The sequence below is a fragment of the Bacillus safensis FO-36b genome (assembly GCF_000691165.1).
Classification (GTDB): Bacteria; Bacillota; Bacilli; order Bacillales; family Bacillaceae; genus Bacillus; species Bacillus safensis.
The window spans coordinates 196,252-214,234 of the sequence record NZ_ASJD01000001.1 but is presented as its reverse complement, the minus strand read 5'-3'; the positions used below and the strand labels follow the sequence as shown (position 1 = coordinate 214,234).

Annotated in this window: 16 protein-coding genes; 1 reads left to right on the top strand and 15 read right to left on the bottom strand. The window is 43.1% G+C overall.

What is annotated here, in order from left to right; translation table 11 throughout:
- Positions 1 to 11: 11 nt before the first annotated feature.
- The 13 genes from trxA to zapA all read right to left on the bottom strand — a co-directional run bounded on the left by trxA (position 12) and on the right by zapA (position 13,371).
- Positions 12 to 326, bottom strand: coding sequence for a thioredoxin (gene trxA, locus BA81_RS01075; RefSeq protein ID WP_007501629.1), 315 nt, complete (start codon positions 324 to 326; stop codon positions 12 to 14).
- 246 nt (positions 327 to 572) lie between these two features.
- Positions 573 to 2,051, bottom strand: coding sequence for an alpha-N-arabinofuranosidase (locus BA81_RS01070; RefSeq protein ID WP_034279734.1), 1,479 nt, complete (start codon positions 2,049 to 2,051; stop codon positions 573 to 575).
- Positions 2,052 to 2,126: 75 nt separating this feature from the next.
- Positions 2,127 to 3,104 (bottom strand): electron transfer flavoprotein subunit alpha/FixB family protein, encoded by a 978-nt coding sequence (locus BA81_RS01065; protein ID WP_034279731.1) that lies wholly within the window; start codon positions 3,102 to 3,104, stop codon positions 2,127 to 2,129.
- Between the two features lie 43 nt (positions 3,105 to 3,147).
- Positions 3,148 to 3,921, bottom strand: coding sequence for an electron transfer flavoprotein subunit beta/FixA family protein (locus tag BA81_RS01060; RefSeq protein WP_034279727.1), 774 nt, complete (start codon positions 3,919 to 3,921; stop codon positions 3,148 to 3,150).
- A gap of 31 nt (positions 3,922 to 3,952) precedes the next feature.
- Positions 3,953 to 4,732: an enoyl-CoA hydratase gene (locus tag BA81_RS01055; protein WP_034279724.1), complete on the bottom strand. Its 780-nt coding sequence runs from the start codon at positions 4,730 to 4,732 to the stop codon at positions 3,953 to 3,955.
- 26 nt (positions 4,733 to 4,758) lie between these two features.
- Positions 4,759 to 5,343: a fatty acid metabolism transcriptional regulator FadR gene (fadR, locus tag BA81_RS01050; RefSeq protein ID WP_024423221.1), complete on the bottom strand. Its 585-nt coding sequence runs from the start codon at positions 5,341 to 5,343 to the stop codon at positions 4,759 to 4,761.
- Positions 5,344 to 5,511: 168 nt separating this feature from the next.
- On the bottom strand, positions 5,512 to 7,230 hold the full coding sequence (locus BA81_RS01045) for an AMP-binding protein (protein WP_034279720.1): 1,719 nt from the start codon (positions 7,228 to 7,230) through the stop codon (positions 5,512 to 5,514).
- 99 nt (positions 7,231 to 7,329) lie between these two features.
- The gene (locus tag BA81_RS01040; protein WP_034280732.1) at positions 7,330 to 7,785 is read right to left on the bottom strand and encodes an immunity 63 family protein; all 456 of its coding nucleotides are present in this window, start codon (positions 7,783 to 7,785) and stop codon (positions 7,330 to 7,332) included.
- Between the two features lie 162 nt (positions 7,786 to 7,947).
- Positions 7,948 to 8,352, bottom strand: a complete 405-nt coding sequence (locus BA81_RS01035) for a DUF350 domain-containing protein (protein WP_008345990.1) — start codon at positions 8,350 to 8,352, stop codon at positions 7,948 to 7,950.
- Between the two features lie 14 nt (positions 8,353 to 8,366).
- Positions 8,367 to 10,724, bottom strand: a complete 2,358-nt coding sequence (locus BA81_RS01030) for an endonuclease MutS2 (RefSeq protein WP_034280729.1) — start codon at positions 10,722 to 10,724, stop codon at positions 8,367 to 8,369.
- Positions 10,725 to 10,745: 21 nt separating this feature from the next.
- On the bottom strand, positions 10,746 to 12,458 hold the full coding sequence (gene polX, locus BA81_RS01025; protein WP_034279715.1) for a DNA polymerase/3'-5' exonuclease PolX: 1,713 nt from the start codon (positions 12,456 to 12,458) through the stop codon (positions 10,746 to 10,748).
- Positions 12,459 to 12,572: 114 nt separating this feature from the next.
- The gene (locus BA81_RS01020) at positions 12,573 to 13,106 is read right to left on the bottom strand and encodes a CvpA family protein (protein WP_024423226.1); all 534 of its coding nucleotides are present in this window, start codon (positions 13,104 to 13,106) and stop codon (positions 12,573 to 12,575) included.
- A 7-nt stretch (positions 13,107 to 13,113) separates the two neighbouring features.
- On the bottom strand, positions 13,114 to 13,371 hold the full coding sequence (gene zapA / locus BA81_RS01015) for a cell division protein ZapA (RefSeq protein ID WP_012010831.1): 258 nt from the start codon (positions 13,369 to 13,371) through the stop codon (positions 13,114 to 13,116).
- A 179-nt stretch (positions 13,372 to 13,550) separates the two neighbouring features.
- On the opposite strand from zapA, the gene rnhC reads away from it, so the two are divergent.
- The gene (rnhC, locus tag BA81_RS01010; RefSeq protein ID WP_046312320.1) at positions 13,551 to 14,429 is read left to right on the top strand and encodes a ribonuclease HIII; all 879 of its coding nucleotides are present in this window, start codon (positions 13,551 to 13,553) and stop codon (positions 14,427 to 14,429) included.
- A 36-nt stretch (positions 14,430 to 14,465) separates the two neighbouring features.
- On the opposite strand, the gene pheT is transcribed toward rnhC, so the two are convergent.
- Both pheT and pheS read right to left on the bottom strand, forming a co-directional pair.
- Positions 14,466 to 16,880 (bottom strand): phenylalanine--tRNA ligase subunit beta, encoded by a 2,415-nt coding sequence (pheT, locus tag BA81_RS01005; RefSeq protein ID WP_034279704.1) that lies wholly within the window; start codon positions 16,878 to 16,880, stop codon positions 14,466 to 14,468.
- Positions 16,881 to 16,895: 15 nt separating this feature from the next.
- Complete coding sequence (gene pheS / locus BA81_RS01000; RefSeq protein ID WP_034279699.1) at positions 16,896 to 17,930, bottom strand: phenylalanine--tRNA ligase subunit alpha; 1,035 nt, start codon at positions 17,928 to 17,930, stop codon at positions 16,896 to 16,898.
- Positions 17,931 to 17,983 lie beyond the last annotated feature (53 nt).

Here is a 17,983-nt window from a genome sequence, read left to right as displayed (position 1 = left end):
CATAGATTGGTTTATAGATGTTTGTTGACAAGCTCAGCAAGTGCTTCTTTTGGTTTGAAACCAACAGAAGTTTCTACAACTTCACCGTCTTTTAAAACAAGAAGTGTTGGGATACTCATAACGCCGTATTTACCAGCAGTTTCTTGGTTATCGTCTACATCAATTTTTACAATTTTCATTTTGTCGCCCATTTCTTGATCAAGTTCTTCAAGAACTGGAGCAATCATTTTACAAGGTCCACACCATGGTGCCCAAAAGTCTGCAAGAACAACACCTTCTGCAGTTTCTTGTGAAAATGTTGCGTCAGTAGCTTTTACGATTGCCATTATTCATTCCTCCAATGTAAATTATGCTTTTTAGTATAGCATCTACCAATGTGACTTGCGAATGAAATGCTTACGAATCATTTTTTAGGAAATGAATTAAAAAACAAACCGTATAATCGCACCAATAACAACAATCGCACCGATGATCATAAGAATGGTTCTAAGCATATGACATGACACCCTTTCCGCTTCATTTACAATGTATGATGCCCCAACATTCTTCTCATCAAACATCGAAATATGCAATTAAGCGAGGTCGACAGTTATCATGACCACTGACATTGGCGGCAGCTCCACCGTTAATTCTCCGGACTTTATAGCCATTTGCTCAAAGTCTTTTGGCTGAACAGAATGAGGATCATCGAATGTATTATGGGCATTCATGCGATCAGCCGTCAGTACACGTCCAGTGACTTTCGTTTGTTCTTCAATCCCTGCAATGGCAAGGGATATCTCTGTTTGTTCATGCGGATTCAAGTGACAGTAGCTAATATGCATCTTACCTGATGAACGCGAGGCTGACACACTGACCTGAGGAATTTTTTCACCTCTTCGTTCATACGGCGGTGAAACGAACTCCACTTCAAGCGCTTCTTCCTCTTGATGCACTTGAAACATGTGAAATACATGATACGTAGGTGTCAGAAGCATCTTTTCGTCCTTTGTTAATACCATCGCTTGCAGCACATTGACCGTCTGAGCAATATTTGCCATATGAATCCGCTCGCAATGGCGATGAAAAATATGAAAATGGAGGGCGGCCACAAGGGCGTCTCTTAGTGTGTTTTGCTGATATAAAAACCCAGGATTTGTCCCTGGCTCTGGGTCATACCATGTCCCCCATTCATCAATAATCATCCCGATTCGCTTGTCTGGGTCATAACGATCCATGATTTCTCCATGGTCTTCGACAAGCCGTTCCATCTCATAGGCCTTTTTCAGCGTGATAAACCATTCATCCTCATCGAATTCAGTCGCTGATCCTTTCTTCTCCCATGTACCCGGTACGGTGTAATAATGTAAACTGAGCCCATCCATCCACGGTGCGGCCTGCTCCATCAATACTTTCGTCCAATTCACGTCATTAGAGTTCGCACCGCAGGCGATTTTATAAATACGCTGCCCTGCAAACTCTCTTACGTACGTTTGATAGCGTTTATATAAATCTGCATAGTATTCAGGCGTCATATTCCCGCCGCAGCCCCAGCTTTCATTGCCTACACCAACATAGGTCAGCTTCCAAGGTTCTTGTTTTCCATTTTTAATGCGCCAATCTGACATAGGTGTCCCTTTTGGAAATGTCATGTATTCGACCCAATCGGCTAATTCTTGAACAGACCCGCTTCCCACATTGCCGCAAATGTAAGGCTCACATTCAAGCAGCTCACACAATGCCATAAATTCATGCGTACCAAATGCATTGGATTCAACCGTACCACCCCAATGGGTATTGACCATTGGCTTTCGTTCACTCAGCTCACCTACACCATTTGCCCAATGATACTCGTCTGCGAAGCAGCCCCCCGGCCATCTCAGCACCGGAATATGTAATGCTTGAAGGGCCTTCAGTACATCGGTACGAATCCCTTCAATATGATCAATCTCTGAGTCTTTTCCTACCCAAATCCCGTCATAAATTCCTCTTCCTAAATGCTCCTGAAAATGCCCATAAATGTGTTTAGAAATGCGTCCAATCACGTCATTGACTTTTACTGTCCCCTTCACTTGTCAACCGCTCCTTTTCTTCTTGATCACATACAAAAAAACCCAGAATACCTAGGCATTCTGAGTGTATGAGCGTTACGAGTGGATATTCATCTTTTTTAACTCTTCATTCAAAAGCGGTACCACTTCAAACAAGTCACCAACAATTCCATAATCGGCGATTTTGAAGATTTCCGCTTCTGGGTCTTTGTTGATGGCCACAATGACTTTACTGTTAGACATTCCCGCTAAATGCTGAATCGCTCCTGATATCCCGCATGCAATATAAAGATCAGGTGTGACGACTTTTCCCGTTTGACCAATTTGCAGGGCATAATCACAATAATCAGCGTCACAGGCTCCGCGCGAAGCTCCGACTGCTGCCCCCAGCGTCTCAGCGAGTTCATTCAGCGGTTCAAAGCCTTCCTTGCTCTTAACCCCGCGCCCTCCAGCAACAATGACCTTTGCTTCTGATAAATCTACACCTTCTGACGTTTTTTTAATGACTTCCTTCACGATCGTCCGAAGGTTTTGAATGTCGACAGAAACTGGTGTGACTTCTCCGCCTCGTGACGTATCCCGCTCAAGTGGTGCCACGTTATTTGGCCGGATGGTTGCTAGAAGCAGACGGTCTGTCGAAATGACTTTTTCGAAGGCTTTTCCAGAGTAAATCGGTCTAGTGAAAACAAGATGTTCACCGGTAACGCTTACATCAATCGCATCTGAAATCAAGCCAGTCTGGAGACGTGCGGCTATTTTCGGCGACAAGTCTTTTCCGATAGATGTATGGCCAAAGAGCACAGCATCTGGATCAACCTGATCTAATATGGCTTGAAGCGCCTGCGCAAAACCATCTGACGTATAATATGAAAGGTGCGGATGCTCCACAATCATGACATGATCCGCTCCATAGTAAAGCAGTTCATCTGCTAGGCCTTTGACGTCATCCCCTATTAACACGCCAATGACCTCGCCGCTCTCTGCCACTTTGTGAGCGGCAGCAATGGCTTCAAATGTCACATTTCTTAATTTACCGTCACGACTTTCTCCAAGTACAACAACTTTTTTACTCATCTTCAAGCTCCCCCTTGTTCTCGTGATATCGTAAAGTGGATGTTTAGATGACTTTTGCTTCATTTCTGAGTAGATCTGTCAGTTCTTTGACTTGATCCTGAAGCTCGCCGCTCAGCACCTTGCCACCCTCTTTTTTCTCCGGTAAGAAACGTTCAATTGTTTTGATTTTATATGGTACATCGTCTTCATCCAGATCTAAATCATCAAGTTCCAATTCTTCTAAAGGCTTTTTCTTTGCCTTCATAATGCCTGGTAATGATGGATAGCGAGGCTCATTGAGTCCTTGCTGAGCTGTGACGACAAGCGGGAGTTCGGCAGAAATGACTTCCACATCCCCCTCTGCATCTCGTTCAATCGCCGCAGAGCCGCCGTCAATTTGAATACTTGTTATCGTAGTCACATATGAAAAACCGAGTAATTCAGCAAGACGCGGGGCTACCTGTCCAGAGCCGCCGTCAATTGCTACATTCCCTGCTAAGATCAAGGAAGCCTCTTTGTCTTTTAAATAGTGATAAAGAATGGTAGAAGCTGAATATTGGTCCCACTCTTCTAAGTCATCTTCGACGTTTAACAAGACAGCTTGATCACAGCCCATAGCAAGCGCTGTTCTCAGCTGTTTCTCTGCATCCTCACCGCCAACTGTCACAACGGTCACTTCTCCCCCGTGCTCATCGCGAAGCTGAATGGCTTCTTCAATGGCATACTCGTCATAAGGATTAATAATGAACTCTGCTCCATCTTCTTGAATTGCACCAGACTGAATCGAAATTTTCTCTTCCGTGTCAAACGTACGCTTCATCAAAACAAATATATTCATTTATTTCTCCCCCTTGTGTCGTACTTATCCTTTATTCCCCTTTAAAGTTCGGTTTGCGCTTTTCGATAAAGGCCTGAATGCCTTCTTTGGCGTCATTTGATTGGAAAACCTCACCAAATTTTTTGGCTTCCAGCTTCATTCCGCCGTCATATGAATACAGTTTTGTGGCGTTCAATAAATCAAGCACATATTCAAGTGATTTAGGGCTTTTCGCGGCAAATTTCCCCGCAAGTGTTTTGGCCGCTTCGAGCGCTTCTTCCTCTGTTTCTGCCAGCTTTGTAACAAGGCCGCACGTAAATGCTTCTTCACCTGTAATCGGTTCAGCTGTTCCCATCATTTCAAGTGCTTTAGCAGAACCAACGTAGCGCGGGAGGCGCTGCGTGCCGCCGAATCCTGGAATAATGCCAAGATTTAATTCCGGCAGTCCAAGCTTTGCATCTTTTGTTGCGATTCGGATATCACAAGACATGGCAAGCTCAAGGCCTCCGCCTAATGCTGCTCCATGAATCGAGGCAATGACTGGCTTTGGACACTGTTCAATCCGTTCAAAGACTTGCTGTCCTCTATCAGCGAGGCTTGCATAATCAGACTCTTCCTGTAAAGTCGTAAATTCTTTAATATCAGCACCTGCTGAGAAGAATCTGCCTTCCCCGTGGATCACAATCGCTCTTACTTCCTCATTCTGTTCGAGCTCTTCGAACATGTCATTAAGCTCAGTGAGCAGCTGAGAGGATAAGGCATTTGCAGGCGGGTTCTGAATCGTGATGAGCGCTGTCTGTCCTTCATGATGTAAGCTGAGTATTTTTTCCATGTCAATCATCCTTTTTCACATTGTCTTTAGGATTGATGTATTCCGTTTAACAGCAGATCATGTACATTTTCTGCGAGTGCAGGCAGATCATACTTTTGATCATTCATGACCCATGTTGTTGCGGTTTCATCAATCGTCCCAAATACCATTTGTCTCGCTAAGCGGACATCTAAATTTTGTCTAAATTCTCCTGTTTTCTTTCCTTCTGTTAAAATAGACTCGAGCATATTTAAATACCCTTTTAGCACCTCATTGATTTTTTGCCGCAGCTCAAGGTTTGACTGCCTGAGTTCAAGCTGTGTCACAAGAGCCAAATGATGATTCTGCGCCAGCATGCGAAAATGCTCCTCAATCAACAGTAGAAGCTTTTCTTTGGCAGATGGCTTCTTTTGGATATCTGTTTCCATCCGTTCGATGAATTGTCCCATTTTTTCTTTGAACAATGAGATGAGAATATCCTCTTTGTTTTTGAAATAAAGATAAATGGTTCCGTCTGCCACCCCTGCTTGTTTCGCAATCTTTGAAACTTGTGATTGATGATAGCCGTTCTCCGCAATCACCACAACTGCTGCATCAATAATTTGCATGTACTTCGGTCTTTTCTGCTTCAATGTGCTTCGTCCCTTTCTAAATTGAATGAGCATTCATTCATAACTTTATGTTAAAAAGAAACGGGTGATTTGTCAAGAGATCTTCTTCTTTCTTTTCAACCTTTATCATACCAGAGCAGACTGTCATCATTCAAATCATCCGGCCGCTCGACCGGATGATGAAGGTCGTTATTTCTTCAATTGATCGACAGGTGTCTCAGATGATGAAGCTTGCTTTCTTTTTTCTTCTTCAATTAATACTCTGCGCAAAATTTTTCCGACAGCCGTTTTAGGCAGTGATTCTTTAAATTCATACACGCGCGGTACTTTAAATGAAGCAATTCTCGTTCTGACAAAGCGATCGAGTTCATCCTCTGTTAAATAAGCATCCTTTTTCGGCACAACAAACGCTTTTACTGTTTCTCCTCTATAAGGATCTGGTATGCCTGCGACAACGGCTTCTTGTACAAGCTCATGCTCATAAAGGGCTTCTTCGACCTCTCTTGGGTAAATATTATAACCGCTCGCAATAATGACATCTTTTTTCCGGTCAACGATATAGAAAAAACCGTCCTCATCCATATACCCAATATCTCCAGTGAAAAACCATCCGTCCCTTAATACAGCTGCTGTCTCCTCTGGCTGATTCCAATAGCCTTTCATAATTTGCGGCCCTTTGACGATAATTTCTCCGTGCTCATACGGCTCTTTAAGGCCACCCGTTTCCTCGCAATAAATGCCTGCGTCTGTCCCAGGCCACGGACAGCCAATGCTGCCTGTTTTGTTCGCTCCCCATAAAAAGTTAGAATGGGTCACTGGCGAAGTTTCTGAAAGACCATACCCCTCAACTAAACGCCCTCCTGTTAATTTCTCAAAGCTCTGTTTGACTTCAACAGGAAGAGCCGCCGAGCCGCTTAAACATGCAGTGATGGACGACAGATTATACTTTTCAATGTTCGGATGATGCAGCAAGGCAATATACATGGTGGGTGCACCTGGAAAGAGTGTCGGTTTCTGTTTTTCAATCGTTTTGAGGGTATCAGCTGCGTCAAATCGCGGAAGGAGAATCATTGAATGCCCTTCTTTCACAGCAAGGTTTAATACGGTCGTCATTCCGTATACATGAAAAAACGGAATGATGCCAAGGATTCGTTCTTTTCCTCTTGTCGTTTTATACATCCAAGAAGCGCACATTTCAGTATTCGCTAAAATATTTTCATGCGTCAGCATGACCCCTTTTGGTAAACCAGTCGTTCCGCCTGTATATTGCAAAACAGCGACATCCTCTTTCGGTTCAAAGGCAAGAGCCGGAATCTGTTCTTCTGACGATTCTTTCATAATTTGTGAGAAGTGATGAATGGTCTCGCTTTTCTCTACTTGGATGACCATTTTATTTTTTCTTTTTTGGACGATAGGAAACAGAATGTTTTTCGGAAATGGTAAATAATCCTGCAGTTTGGTGATGATCAAGTGCTCCATACTTGTCAGCGCTTTCATTTTATAGGCCTTTGGATACAATAAATCCAGTGTAATCAGCACTTTTGAGCCGCTGTCCTCCATTTGATATGCCAGTTCTTTCTCCGTATAAAGCGGGTTCGTTTGAACAACGATGCCGCCTGCAATTAAAACAGCATAATAAGAAATGACAGATTGAGGACAGTTTGGCAGCATGATTGCTACTCTGTCGCCTTTTTTCACGCCAATTTTCATCAGGTGACCAGCTAGTTTCAATGCTTCTTCCTGGAGCTGTTCATAGGTGATGTTTTTTCCTAGAAAATGAATGGCTGTATGCTCAGGTGCAGCCTCTGCGGAGCTGAATAAGTAAGATTGTAACGTCTCATTTGGAATGGTGAGTTCGTGGGGAATTTGATTCGGGTAATGCAGAAGCCAACGTTTATCTGACTGCATAAAAACCCTCCTTCCTGAACTTTCGTACTATTTTATTATAGCAAACTTTTCCTTAAGGCAGTTTTCTTTTTTCAAATAGAGCTTGGTTCCATGGCATCTTTACTTCTTTGCCGGTGTTTCGATCGATGCTCTTTTTCCTTCATGATGCCACTGTTCATATAATCCACCGATTGCACGAAATGACTCATTTACTCTCTCCACGATCTGTTGATGGATACTCGGGTCATTAGGTAAATGCGTCTGGATGTTGTCGACTTGATACTGCCTCATCATATCTATGTAGACTGTAAGAAAGATTGTGTCTTCTAAAATCCAGTAAATGACTTCATCCGCCGCTTTTGTTCTTTTATGCAGCATTTGGATTCCTCGTTCATATTGAATAAGAATATAGCCACTCGGATCGATTTGAATATAAGGGCTCAAATCATCAAAAAATCCAGTCGTTTGAAATGGACGTGCAATATACGGTTCGTATATGTCTCTTGGCAGGGAAGTCATTTGGAGACAAGTATCAATTCGCTTTATGAGTTCGTCTTTTTGCAGAATTTGCTTCATGTGATTCACCGCCTTCTGGTGAGATAAAAGCTGCCAAGGAATCCCTGACAGCTTTCTCACTTTGTCTTCTTCATTTCACAGGAACATGTAAACGGCACCAATGACCGCAAAAGTGCAGGCAACTACGATTAATACTTTTGCTAGCTTTTCCATGTCGTCTCCTTAAATGCCGGCTGCTACTACATAAGACAGCCCAACTGAAATAATGAGTGAAATAAACCCGACCGCTCTATTATCATTCTCAATTTCTTTGTCTACTTTAAATCGTGGTGTTAAAAATTCAAAAATGAAATAGCTGACAAGCAGCATCACAAAGCCGTATACGCCCCATCCAATCATTTGCAGAAGGGAATTGTGCTGTGCGATAGAATGCTGAAACACATTCGCAATCCCAAAAATCTTTCCGCCTGTTGCCATGGCAACAGCTAAGTTCCCCCGCTGGATCTCTTCCCAGTTTTTATAGGAGGTAACGAGTTCAAAAATGGTTAGAAATAAGACAAGACATAGGACGGCCACGCTGTAATAGGCGGCAATTTCCACAAGTTCATTTTCCCAAAAGGCTTTCATGCGTTTTCTCCTTTTTACTTTAATTCGACGATGGTAACGCCTGATCCTCCCTCGCCTTGTTCCCCAAAACGAGCATTTTTCACACTTCGGTGCTGTTTCAGTAATTCCTGAACCCCTTTTCTAAGGGCGCCAGTTCCTTTTCCGTGAATGATTGACACACGCGGATAACCAGCTAAGACAGCATCATCTAAATATTTCTCGACTCTGCTTAAGGCATTTTCATAACGCTCTCCCCTTAAGTCAAGCTCAAGCGATACATGATAGTCTTTTCCTTTGACTGCCGTAATGGCTTTCTCCTGCTTAAATTCAGGTGCTGATTTGATAAATTCCATGTCTTTTTCTTTTACTTTCATTTTCAGAATGCCCATTTGGACACTCCATTCTTTGTCACCTGTTTGTTCAAGCAGCGTTCCTTTTTGCCCGAAGGTGAGCACTTTCACTTCGTCTCCTGATTTTAGCTGTCTTGCTGCTTTTTTCACCGGCTCTGGCTTTTTCTTCCGGTCAAACTCAGGGACTGCTTCTTCAAGACGCTTTCTCGCATCGATGAGTTCATGTTCTTTAAATGATCGATGCTCATTTTTTATCGAACGAAGCTCTTGAATGATGTCTTCTGCTTCTTTTGAGGCTTGTTCAATTTTTTCTGCCGCTTTTTTTTCAGCTTCTTCAAGCAGTTTGTCCTTTTGCTCATTCCATTCAAGAATTTGTCTCTGCAATTCTTTATGAAGCTTTTCTGCTTCTTTTCTATAGACTTCTGTCTCATGCAGCTCTTCTTCTGCTTGTTTCTTGCTATCTTCTAATGAAGCAATCATTTGGTCTACTTCATTATGCTCGGCATGCATATCCGCTTTTGCACGGTCAATGAGGTGATCTGGCAACCCAAGACGTTTAGAAATTTCAAATGCATTACTTCGTCCGGGCACACCGATGAGCAAGCGGTACGTTGGTGATAAGGTTTCAATGTCAAACTCCACGCTCGCATTTGTGACACCTTCCCGGTTATATCCGTAAGCCTTCAGCTCAGGATAATGGGTCGTTGCGATGACGCGTGCATTTGTTTGATGCACTTCATCTAAGATACTCATGGCCAGCGCGGCACCTTCTGCAGGGTCTGTTCCTGCCCCTAATTCATCAAATAACACGAGTGAGTTAGATGTCAAATTCTTTAAGATATCTACAATATTGACCATATGAGATGAGAACGTACTCAAGCTTTGCTCAATAGATTGTTCATCTCCAATATCAGCAAAGACTTGGTCGAATACAGCCACTTCCGAGCCTTCTTCAACTGGAATATGAAGGCCTGCCTGCGTCATCAGCGTAAGAAGACCAAGCGTTTTCAAGGTAACTGTCTTACCCCCTGTATTTGGGCCAGTAATAACGATGGTTGAAAAATCTTTGCCGAGCTCAATGTCATTTGCCACAACCTGATCCCTAGGCAATAGAGGATGTCTTGCCCGCTTTAAATAAATCTCCCCTTGATCATTCACAGCAGGCTTTGTGGCTTTTTCTGCCTTTGCATATTTGGCTTTAGCAAAAATAAAATCTAACGTCTGAAGCTCCTTTACATTGTGAAGCAGTTCTTCAATGTGTTCTGACACGCTCGCTGTCAGCATTTGGAGGATCTTTTCGACCTCTTGTTTTTCTTTTAAACGGGTTTGCTGCAAGGTGTTATTTAAATCCACGACCACTTGCGGCTCAATAAAAAGGGTTGCCCCAGATGATGATTGATCGTGAACAATTCCGCCGTAATTCGAGCGGTACTCCTGCTTTACCGGAATCACAAACCGATCATTACGAATGGTGACAATCGTGTCTGACAGCATTTTTGAAGCAGATTGTGAGCGAATCATGGATTCTAATTTATCTCGAACTTTTGATTCTAATGAACGTAATTGCGTACGTATTGTTCGTAGCGCCGGAGTTGCGTGATCAAGCACTTCTCCATTATCACCAATACAGCTTTCGATTTCTTTTCTGACTTCAGGCAGTAATATCAGCGTCTCTGCATATGTATGAAGGCGAGGTATGTCTACACCATCTTCATACAGGGACGTGAGAAAGTGCTTCATATTTTTCGCAGTGTATAACAGCGCTGCAATTTCCATGAGCTCAGATGGGCTTAATGTACTGCCGATTTCTGCCCGTTTGACCCCGCGTCTAATATCCGTCAGCCCGCCAAATGGCGCCGATCCCTTTAAGCGGATGACATCCTGTGCTTCTGCTACCTCTTCCAGCAAATGCTGAATGGTTTCTATATCCGTCAGCGGCGTTAAATCCTGCGCTCTTTCTTTTCCTAATGAGGATGCGGTATAGGACATGACTTTTTCTTTTACTTTATGAAATTCTAATGATGCTAACACTTTTTGTTGCAGCATGGTCCAGCCTCCTAACGACTACCTGTCACGCGTTAAAAACTTTTTGATCTCGTTTAGAGAAAAAGTATTCACGACATTTGCTTTTGGTGTCCAGCCTTTTCTTGCAGCTGTTACACCAACTTCCATATGATCCAGCATGGTGATATTGTGTGCATCTGTATTGATCATGATGTTCACACCTGCTTCGTTTGCTTTCATTAAATGCTCTGCTTTTAAATCAAGTCTTGACGGGTTGCTGTTGAGCTCTAGTGCAGTTCCCGTTTTCTTCGCAAGCTCTATGAGCTGATCTATATTTAAGGCATAACCGTCCCGTCTGCCGATCAAACGGCCTGTTGGATGTGCAATTAAATCCACATGCTGATTCCGCAGGGCATTTTCAAGGCGCTCCATAATGACTTCTTCCGGCTGAGAAAAGCTCGAGTGGATAGACGCAATGACAAAATCCATGTCTGCTAAAAAGTCATCATCATAATCTAATGATCCATCCGGGAGAATATCCATTTCGACCCCTTTGAAAATGTGAAAATGCTCGAATTCTTGATTCAGCTTGTCAATTTCTTTTGCTTGCAGACGTAAACGTTCTTTTGTTAAACCGTTTGCTACTTTTAAATATTGCGAGTGGTCTGTAATCGCCATGTATTCATAGCCTTTTGCGATACATGCCTCTGCCATTTCGCGAATAGAAAATGCGCCGTCACTCCATGTTGAGTGCATATGAAGGTCGCCTTTGATATCTTTTAACTCTACAAATTGCATACTTTCTTTATACGTATCAATCTCCGCTCCGGTTTCACGAATTTCTGGCGGGATGAGCGGAAGTTGAAAATGCGCATAAAAAGCGGCCTCGTCTTCAAACGTTTTGACTTCTCCAGTTTCAATTGTTTCCACACCATATTCACTAATACGCTCTCCGCGTTCCTTCGCCAGCTGTCGCATGCGAATATTGTGATCTTTTGAGCCAGTGAAATGGTGCAGCGTTGTTGCAAATTGGTCTGTTGTCACAAGCCGGAAGTCTACACTGATCTCAAAATCAAGGGCAAGAATGACAGATACCTTCGTATCACCGCTTGCGATGACGTCTTTGACATCATCAAGTGCAACGAGCTGCTCTCTGACTTGTTCAGGATCGCTGGTCGCAATGATATAATCTAAATCTTTGACAGTTTCTCGTGCACGTCTTAGACTGCCAGCTCTAGAAAAACGAAGAATCCCCTTCATCTGTTCAAGCGCATGATCAATCCGCTCTGCCACATCTAATGCAAAGCCAATTGGCAGTCGTTCTGGCTGTTTTCCAGCCTCCTCAAGAGCGGCGAGTATCTTTTCTTCGGTTTTTTTACCGAAGCCTGCAAGCGCTTGTACTTTTTCCGCTTCGCATGCTTCTTTTAATGACTGTGCATCATGGACGCCAAGCTCTTGGTAAAGCTTCGCAATCTTCTTCCCGCCAAGCCCTTGCAATTTTAAGAGCGGGACAAGCCCTTCAGGCACTTCCTTTTTTAATTGTTCGAGTGTTTCTGATTGTCCTTTTTCGATATACTCTGTGATCACAGCAAAGGTTCCTTTTCCAATGCCGGGTAATGCTAATAAATCATCTATTTGAGAAAGGCTGCGGTCGTCTTGTTCCAGTGCCGCTGCTGCTTTACGAAAGGCAGAAATTTTAAAAGGATTATCTCCTTTTAGTTCCATATATACTGCAATTGTTTCAAGAAGTTTGATAATATCTTTTTTATTCATCTCTCATCCTCCAGCCGCTTTGGCATCTTCCTATATAAATATACAAACTTTCCCTTCATCCTACAACTTTCTGTCATGTAATGAGAAAAAACTTCTCCAGGAAAGGAGAAGTTTTTAAACTCCATACGTCGACCATAGGTCTTTGACAAGACCGGACAGGTAAGGGGTGTTGTTTACGATCACATCTGCTAACATTGATTTGCTCATCATTGTTTGCAGCGCATCTACTGGAAGTAATGCAGCGACAAACAATAGAATAAACACAAATAAATAGGTTTCAAGAAATCCTAAAACACCGCCAAGCAGTTTGTTCACCTGTTTAATCACAGGTATACTTGCAATGGTTGTGAGCAATCCGCCAATGATGGCGAGCAGGATTTTGGTCAAGATAAACAGAATGATAAACGCAATGGTATTATAATAAGCTGTTTCTAAATTCCCGCTAAAGAAAGCGAGCTGCGGTTGACCGCCGCTAAAATTAGGTGCCGGAATCCACGTAAGCTGTGGTGCAAGTGACTGATAAAACATAGAAGCCACTAAGATAGAAACAACAAAACTGATCAATTTAATAAATTGAAGAATAAACCCGCGCTTTAGACCGACAAGCGTTCCCATAAGAAGCAAAAACAAAATGATGATATCGATCACGGTAATTTCATTCCTTTTCTTTTAGCTGAATCTCTAATTTTTCGTATTGCTCTTTTAATTTCAAGTAGTCGTGGACGACATTGACTGCTGTCAGTACAGCTAATTTGTTTATATCAAGGTATGGATTTTTTTCATTTATTTCTCTCATTTTATCATCAACAATTGACGCAACATGTCGCATATGCATCTTCGTTTCTTGTCCGATGATCGTATAGGACTGTCCGTAAATCTCAACTGTTGTTTTCGTTTTACCGCCGTCAGACAACGTTTCTCCTCCATTCCACGAGAATCCTAGTCTCTATCATAACATGTTTAGACATTGAATGGAAAGACGAGCCCTTCCCTGTTATGGTACACTTTAGAAATCAATGATATCAAGGTAAAAAGGAGTTATCCACTGTGCCCCAATCCGTTTTAAAAGCAACATCAGAAGACCTCAAAAAGATGAAGAGCGCGTATGCGCACCATTTAACAGACAATTTGCCGCCAGGCGCCCTCTTTCAAGCAAAAGTCCCTGGCTGTACGATTACAGCCTATCGATCTGGAAAAGTATTGTTTCAAGGACAAAAGGCAGAAGCTGAAGCCAGTCAATTCAGCCACTTGCAAGCAGCTGATACGAAAAGTCAAAAATCACCTGCTGTTACAAAATACAGTCCGCCGCCCGGCATTGCTTCCATGTCGGTCATCGGTTCAGATGAAGTAGGTACAGGTGATTATTTCGGACCGATCACAGTCTGTGCGGCCTATGTTGATGCCAGCCAGCTTGCTTTAATGAAAGAGCTTGGCGTAAAAGACTCAAAAGGGCTAAAGGACCCGCAAATTATCAACATTGCCAAGGATCTCATCAAAACCATTCCGTTCAGCCTTCTCGTTCTCCGAAATGAAAAGTACAATACAATGCAGGAAAAGGGCATGAGTCAAGGAAAAATGAAGGCACTGCTTCATAACCAAGTCATCACCTCTGTGCTAGAAAAACTGGACGGACAGCAGCCTGAAGCCATTTTGATTGACCAATTTGCAGAACCAGGGATTTATTTCAAGCATCTTGCCGGGAAAAAAATCATCCGGGAGCGGACGTATTTTAGTACAAAAGCAGAAGGCATCCATTTGTCAGTCGCTGCAGCTTCCATTATCGCAAGGTACGCCTTTTTAATTGAAATGGACAAATTATCACAGGCTGCAGGCTTTGACATCCCAAAAGGAGCCGGTCCTCATGTAGACAAGGCCGCCGCCAAGCTCATCAAGCTGCACGGTGAAGATGCTTTACGTCAATTTACAAAGCTGCATTTTGCCAACACACAAAAAGCGAAAAAAATGCTATAAAAAAAGCTAGGGCCATGAGGCCTTAGCTTTTTTTCTTTAACCGCGTAAGACGGCTTGATACGTATCTTCTAGTGCTTTCAAAACTTTTGTGTGAACAGCTGTGACTTCTTCCTCGGTCAACGTTTGTTCAGGATTTAAATATTGAAGAGAGAATGCAACAGATTTTTTGCCTTCTTCCATATGCTCCCCTTCGTACACATCAAATACAGATAGGTCTGTGAGTAGATGACCGCCTGCTTCATAGATGACACGCTCCAGCTGTCCGCTTGAGATATGCTGATCGACAACAAGTGCGATATCTCTTGTCACGGCTGGGAATCTCGGGATCGCTGTATATTTCATATCCTTCGTTTCAGATGTCATTACATCTGTTAAATCAAACTCGAAGACATACGTTTCTTTTAAATCCAATTCCTTTTCAACGACTGGATGCAGTGCGGCAACAAAGCCAATGACTTGACCATTTAAGTGAACATCTGCAGTTCGCCCTGGGTGAAGACCCTCACGTTCTGCTTGAACATATGTGATTTGGTCTGACACACCAAGCTTTTCGAACAATCCTTCAGCAATTCCTTTCGCTACATAAAAATCGACGGCTTTTTTCTCGCCCTGCCAAAGATTTTTATGCCATAAGCCTGTCAGCGCACCAGCGACATGTTCTTTTTCCACTGGTTTTGCCCCTTCAGCTTCTGCTAAAAAAACAGAGCCCGTTTCATAAAATCCAAATGAATCAGCTTGTCTTGCCAAGTTATATGCAACAGAATCAAGTAAGTTTGGCAGAAGACTTTGTCTCAGCACACTGCGTTCCTCACTCATTGGCAGAGAAAGTCTCGTTTCATAGGCTGGATGCAGTGCAAAAGCTGTGGACTTATGCTGATTCGTCAATGAATACGTAATCGCTTGAGAAAGTCCTGCCCCCTCTAAGAAACGTCTTACCTTTCTGCGCTTCACTTGGTATGGCGTGAGACCGCCAACGGTGCCAGCTGTCCTAGGCAGTGTAGATGGAATATTATCGTAGCCATATAATCTTGCCACTTCTTCAATGAGGTCTTCTTCAATCGTAATATCCATTCTGCGGGAAGGAACCGTTACGACAAGAACATCATTTGATTCGCCCACTGTGAAGCCTAGTTTGTTGAAAATCTGAATCATATCTTCTTTTGAAATGCTCATTCCAAGCACCTTGTTCACACGCTCAGTTGATACGTGGATGACATTCATACTTGCTTCAAGGTGATTCTCCTCAACTGTACCGCTTAGCACTTCACCGCCTGCATACAAGCTGATCAATTGAGCTGCTCTTTCTGCTGCCGGTTTCGTACGCTGCGGATCGAGTCCTTTTTCAAATCGTGTGCTTGATTCACTGCGAAGCCCTAAGTCTCTAGATGCTTGACGGACTGTTTGACCGTTGAAATATGCCGCTTCTAAAAGAATCGTTGTCGTCTCATCACGTACCTCTGATTCAAAGCCGCCCATGACGCCTGCTACCGCGTGCGCTTTCGTTCCATTCGTGATGACAAGGTGCTTTGATGACAATGTGCGCTCTTGCTCATCCAGTGTTTGAATGATTTCGCTATCAGACGCTTTACGAACGACCACCTGCTTTGAACCAAAGCGGTCATAATCAAAGGCATGAAGCGGCTGGCCGTATTCAAGCAGTACAAAGTTTGTAATATCCACAACGTTGTTAATTGGACGGATGCCTGCATTCATCAATCTTGTTTGCATCCAAAGCGGTGCTGGTCCAACCTTTACATTTTTAATGATCTTCGCTGCATAAAGTGGATTCGCTTCTTGATCCTCAATTTTAACAGAAATATAGTCTGCTGCTTTTTCGGAAGAAGTGTCATGTGCTGTATCAGGAAGCTTGATGTCTCTTCCTAAAATGGCGGCAACCTCATAAGCGACACCCAGCATATTCAGGGCATCGGCACGGTTTGGTGTTAAGCCAAGCTCAAGTACCGCATCATCTAATTGAAGTGCTTGAAGGGCATCATCCCCTGGTTTCACGTCATTCGGGAAAACAAAGATGCCTTCTGCATATTCCTTTGGTACGAGCTTGCTTTCTACGCCTAATTCTTGCAGAGAACAAATCATGCCATGAGACTCTTCACCGCGCAGTTTTGCTTTTTTAATTTTAAAGTTGCCAGGAAGGACTGCACCCACCGTTGCGACGGCCACATACTGTCCTTTATCCACATTGGGAGCTCCGCAAATAATTTGCACCGGTGCGTCTTCGCCGATATCAACAAGACATTTGTTTAATTTATCCGCATTCGGATGCTGTTCACGTTCAATGACGTGTCCAACGACAACTCCTTTAATACCTTCGCCTTTATATTCAACGGCTTCCACTTCAATTCCGCTTCTTGTGATTTTTTCTGCTAATTCAGCCGGCTTGATGCCTTCTAAATCGACATAGTCTTCTAACCATTTATATGAAACAAACATGTTGATTTCCTCCTCTTAGTCCTGCTTGAATTGCTTTGTGAATCTAATGTCATTTGTGTAGAAATGGCGAATATCATCAATGCCGTATTTCAGCATCGCGATCCGTTCCACACCCATTCCAAAAGCAAAGCCTTGGTAAGTTTCTGGATCAAATCCGCTCATTTTCAGGACATTCGGATGAACCATTCCTGCACCTAAAATCTCAATCCAGCCTGTTCCTTTACATACGGAGCAGCCCTTCCCGCCGCATTTAAAGCAAGACACATCGACTTCGACAGATGGTTCTGTGAATGGGAAAAAGCTTGGACGCAGTCTAATTTCACGATCTTCACCAAACATTTTTCTTGCGACTGTCTCCAGCGTTCCTTTTAAATCACTCATGCTAATATTGTGATCGACGACAAGCCCTTCAATTTGCATAAATTGATGTGAATGAGTCGCGTCATCACTGTCACGTCTATATACTTTCCCAGGACAGATGATCTTCACAGGACCTTGTCCTTTATATTTCTCAAGTGTACGTGCTTGTACTGGTGATGTTTGTGTTCTCATCAGTGTATCTTCGGTAATATAGAAGCTGTCCTGCATATCACGTGCCGGATGCTCCTTTGGGAGATTCAGTGCTTCAAAGTTATAATAATCCGTTTCCACCTCAGGACCTTCCTCAACGGTATAGCCCATGCCAATAAATAAATCTTCAATATCTTCGACAACTATCGTTAATGGATGTCTTGCTCCCATTTTGATTGGACTTGCCGGTAAAGTAACATCGATCGTTTGAGAAGCAAGTTTTTTCTTCACTTCTTCTTTTTCCAGCTGTTCATTTTTTTCAGCAATGGCACCAGCAATCTGCTCTCTTACTTCGTTTGCGAGTGCACCCATTTTCGGTCTTTCTTCTGCGGAGAGCTTGCCCATTCCGCGAAGTACTTCTGTAATCGGTCCTTTTTTCCCTAAGTATTGAACACGAATGTCATTGACCTCTTTGAGCGAGCTAGCTGCTTCAACCTTCGCTATCGCCTCTGTTTCAAGCTGTTTTAACGTTTCTTGCATGAGTGTAATCCTCCTTTTGATATACAAAACCGCTCGGATAAACGGCTGTTTGA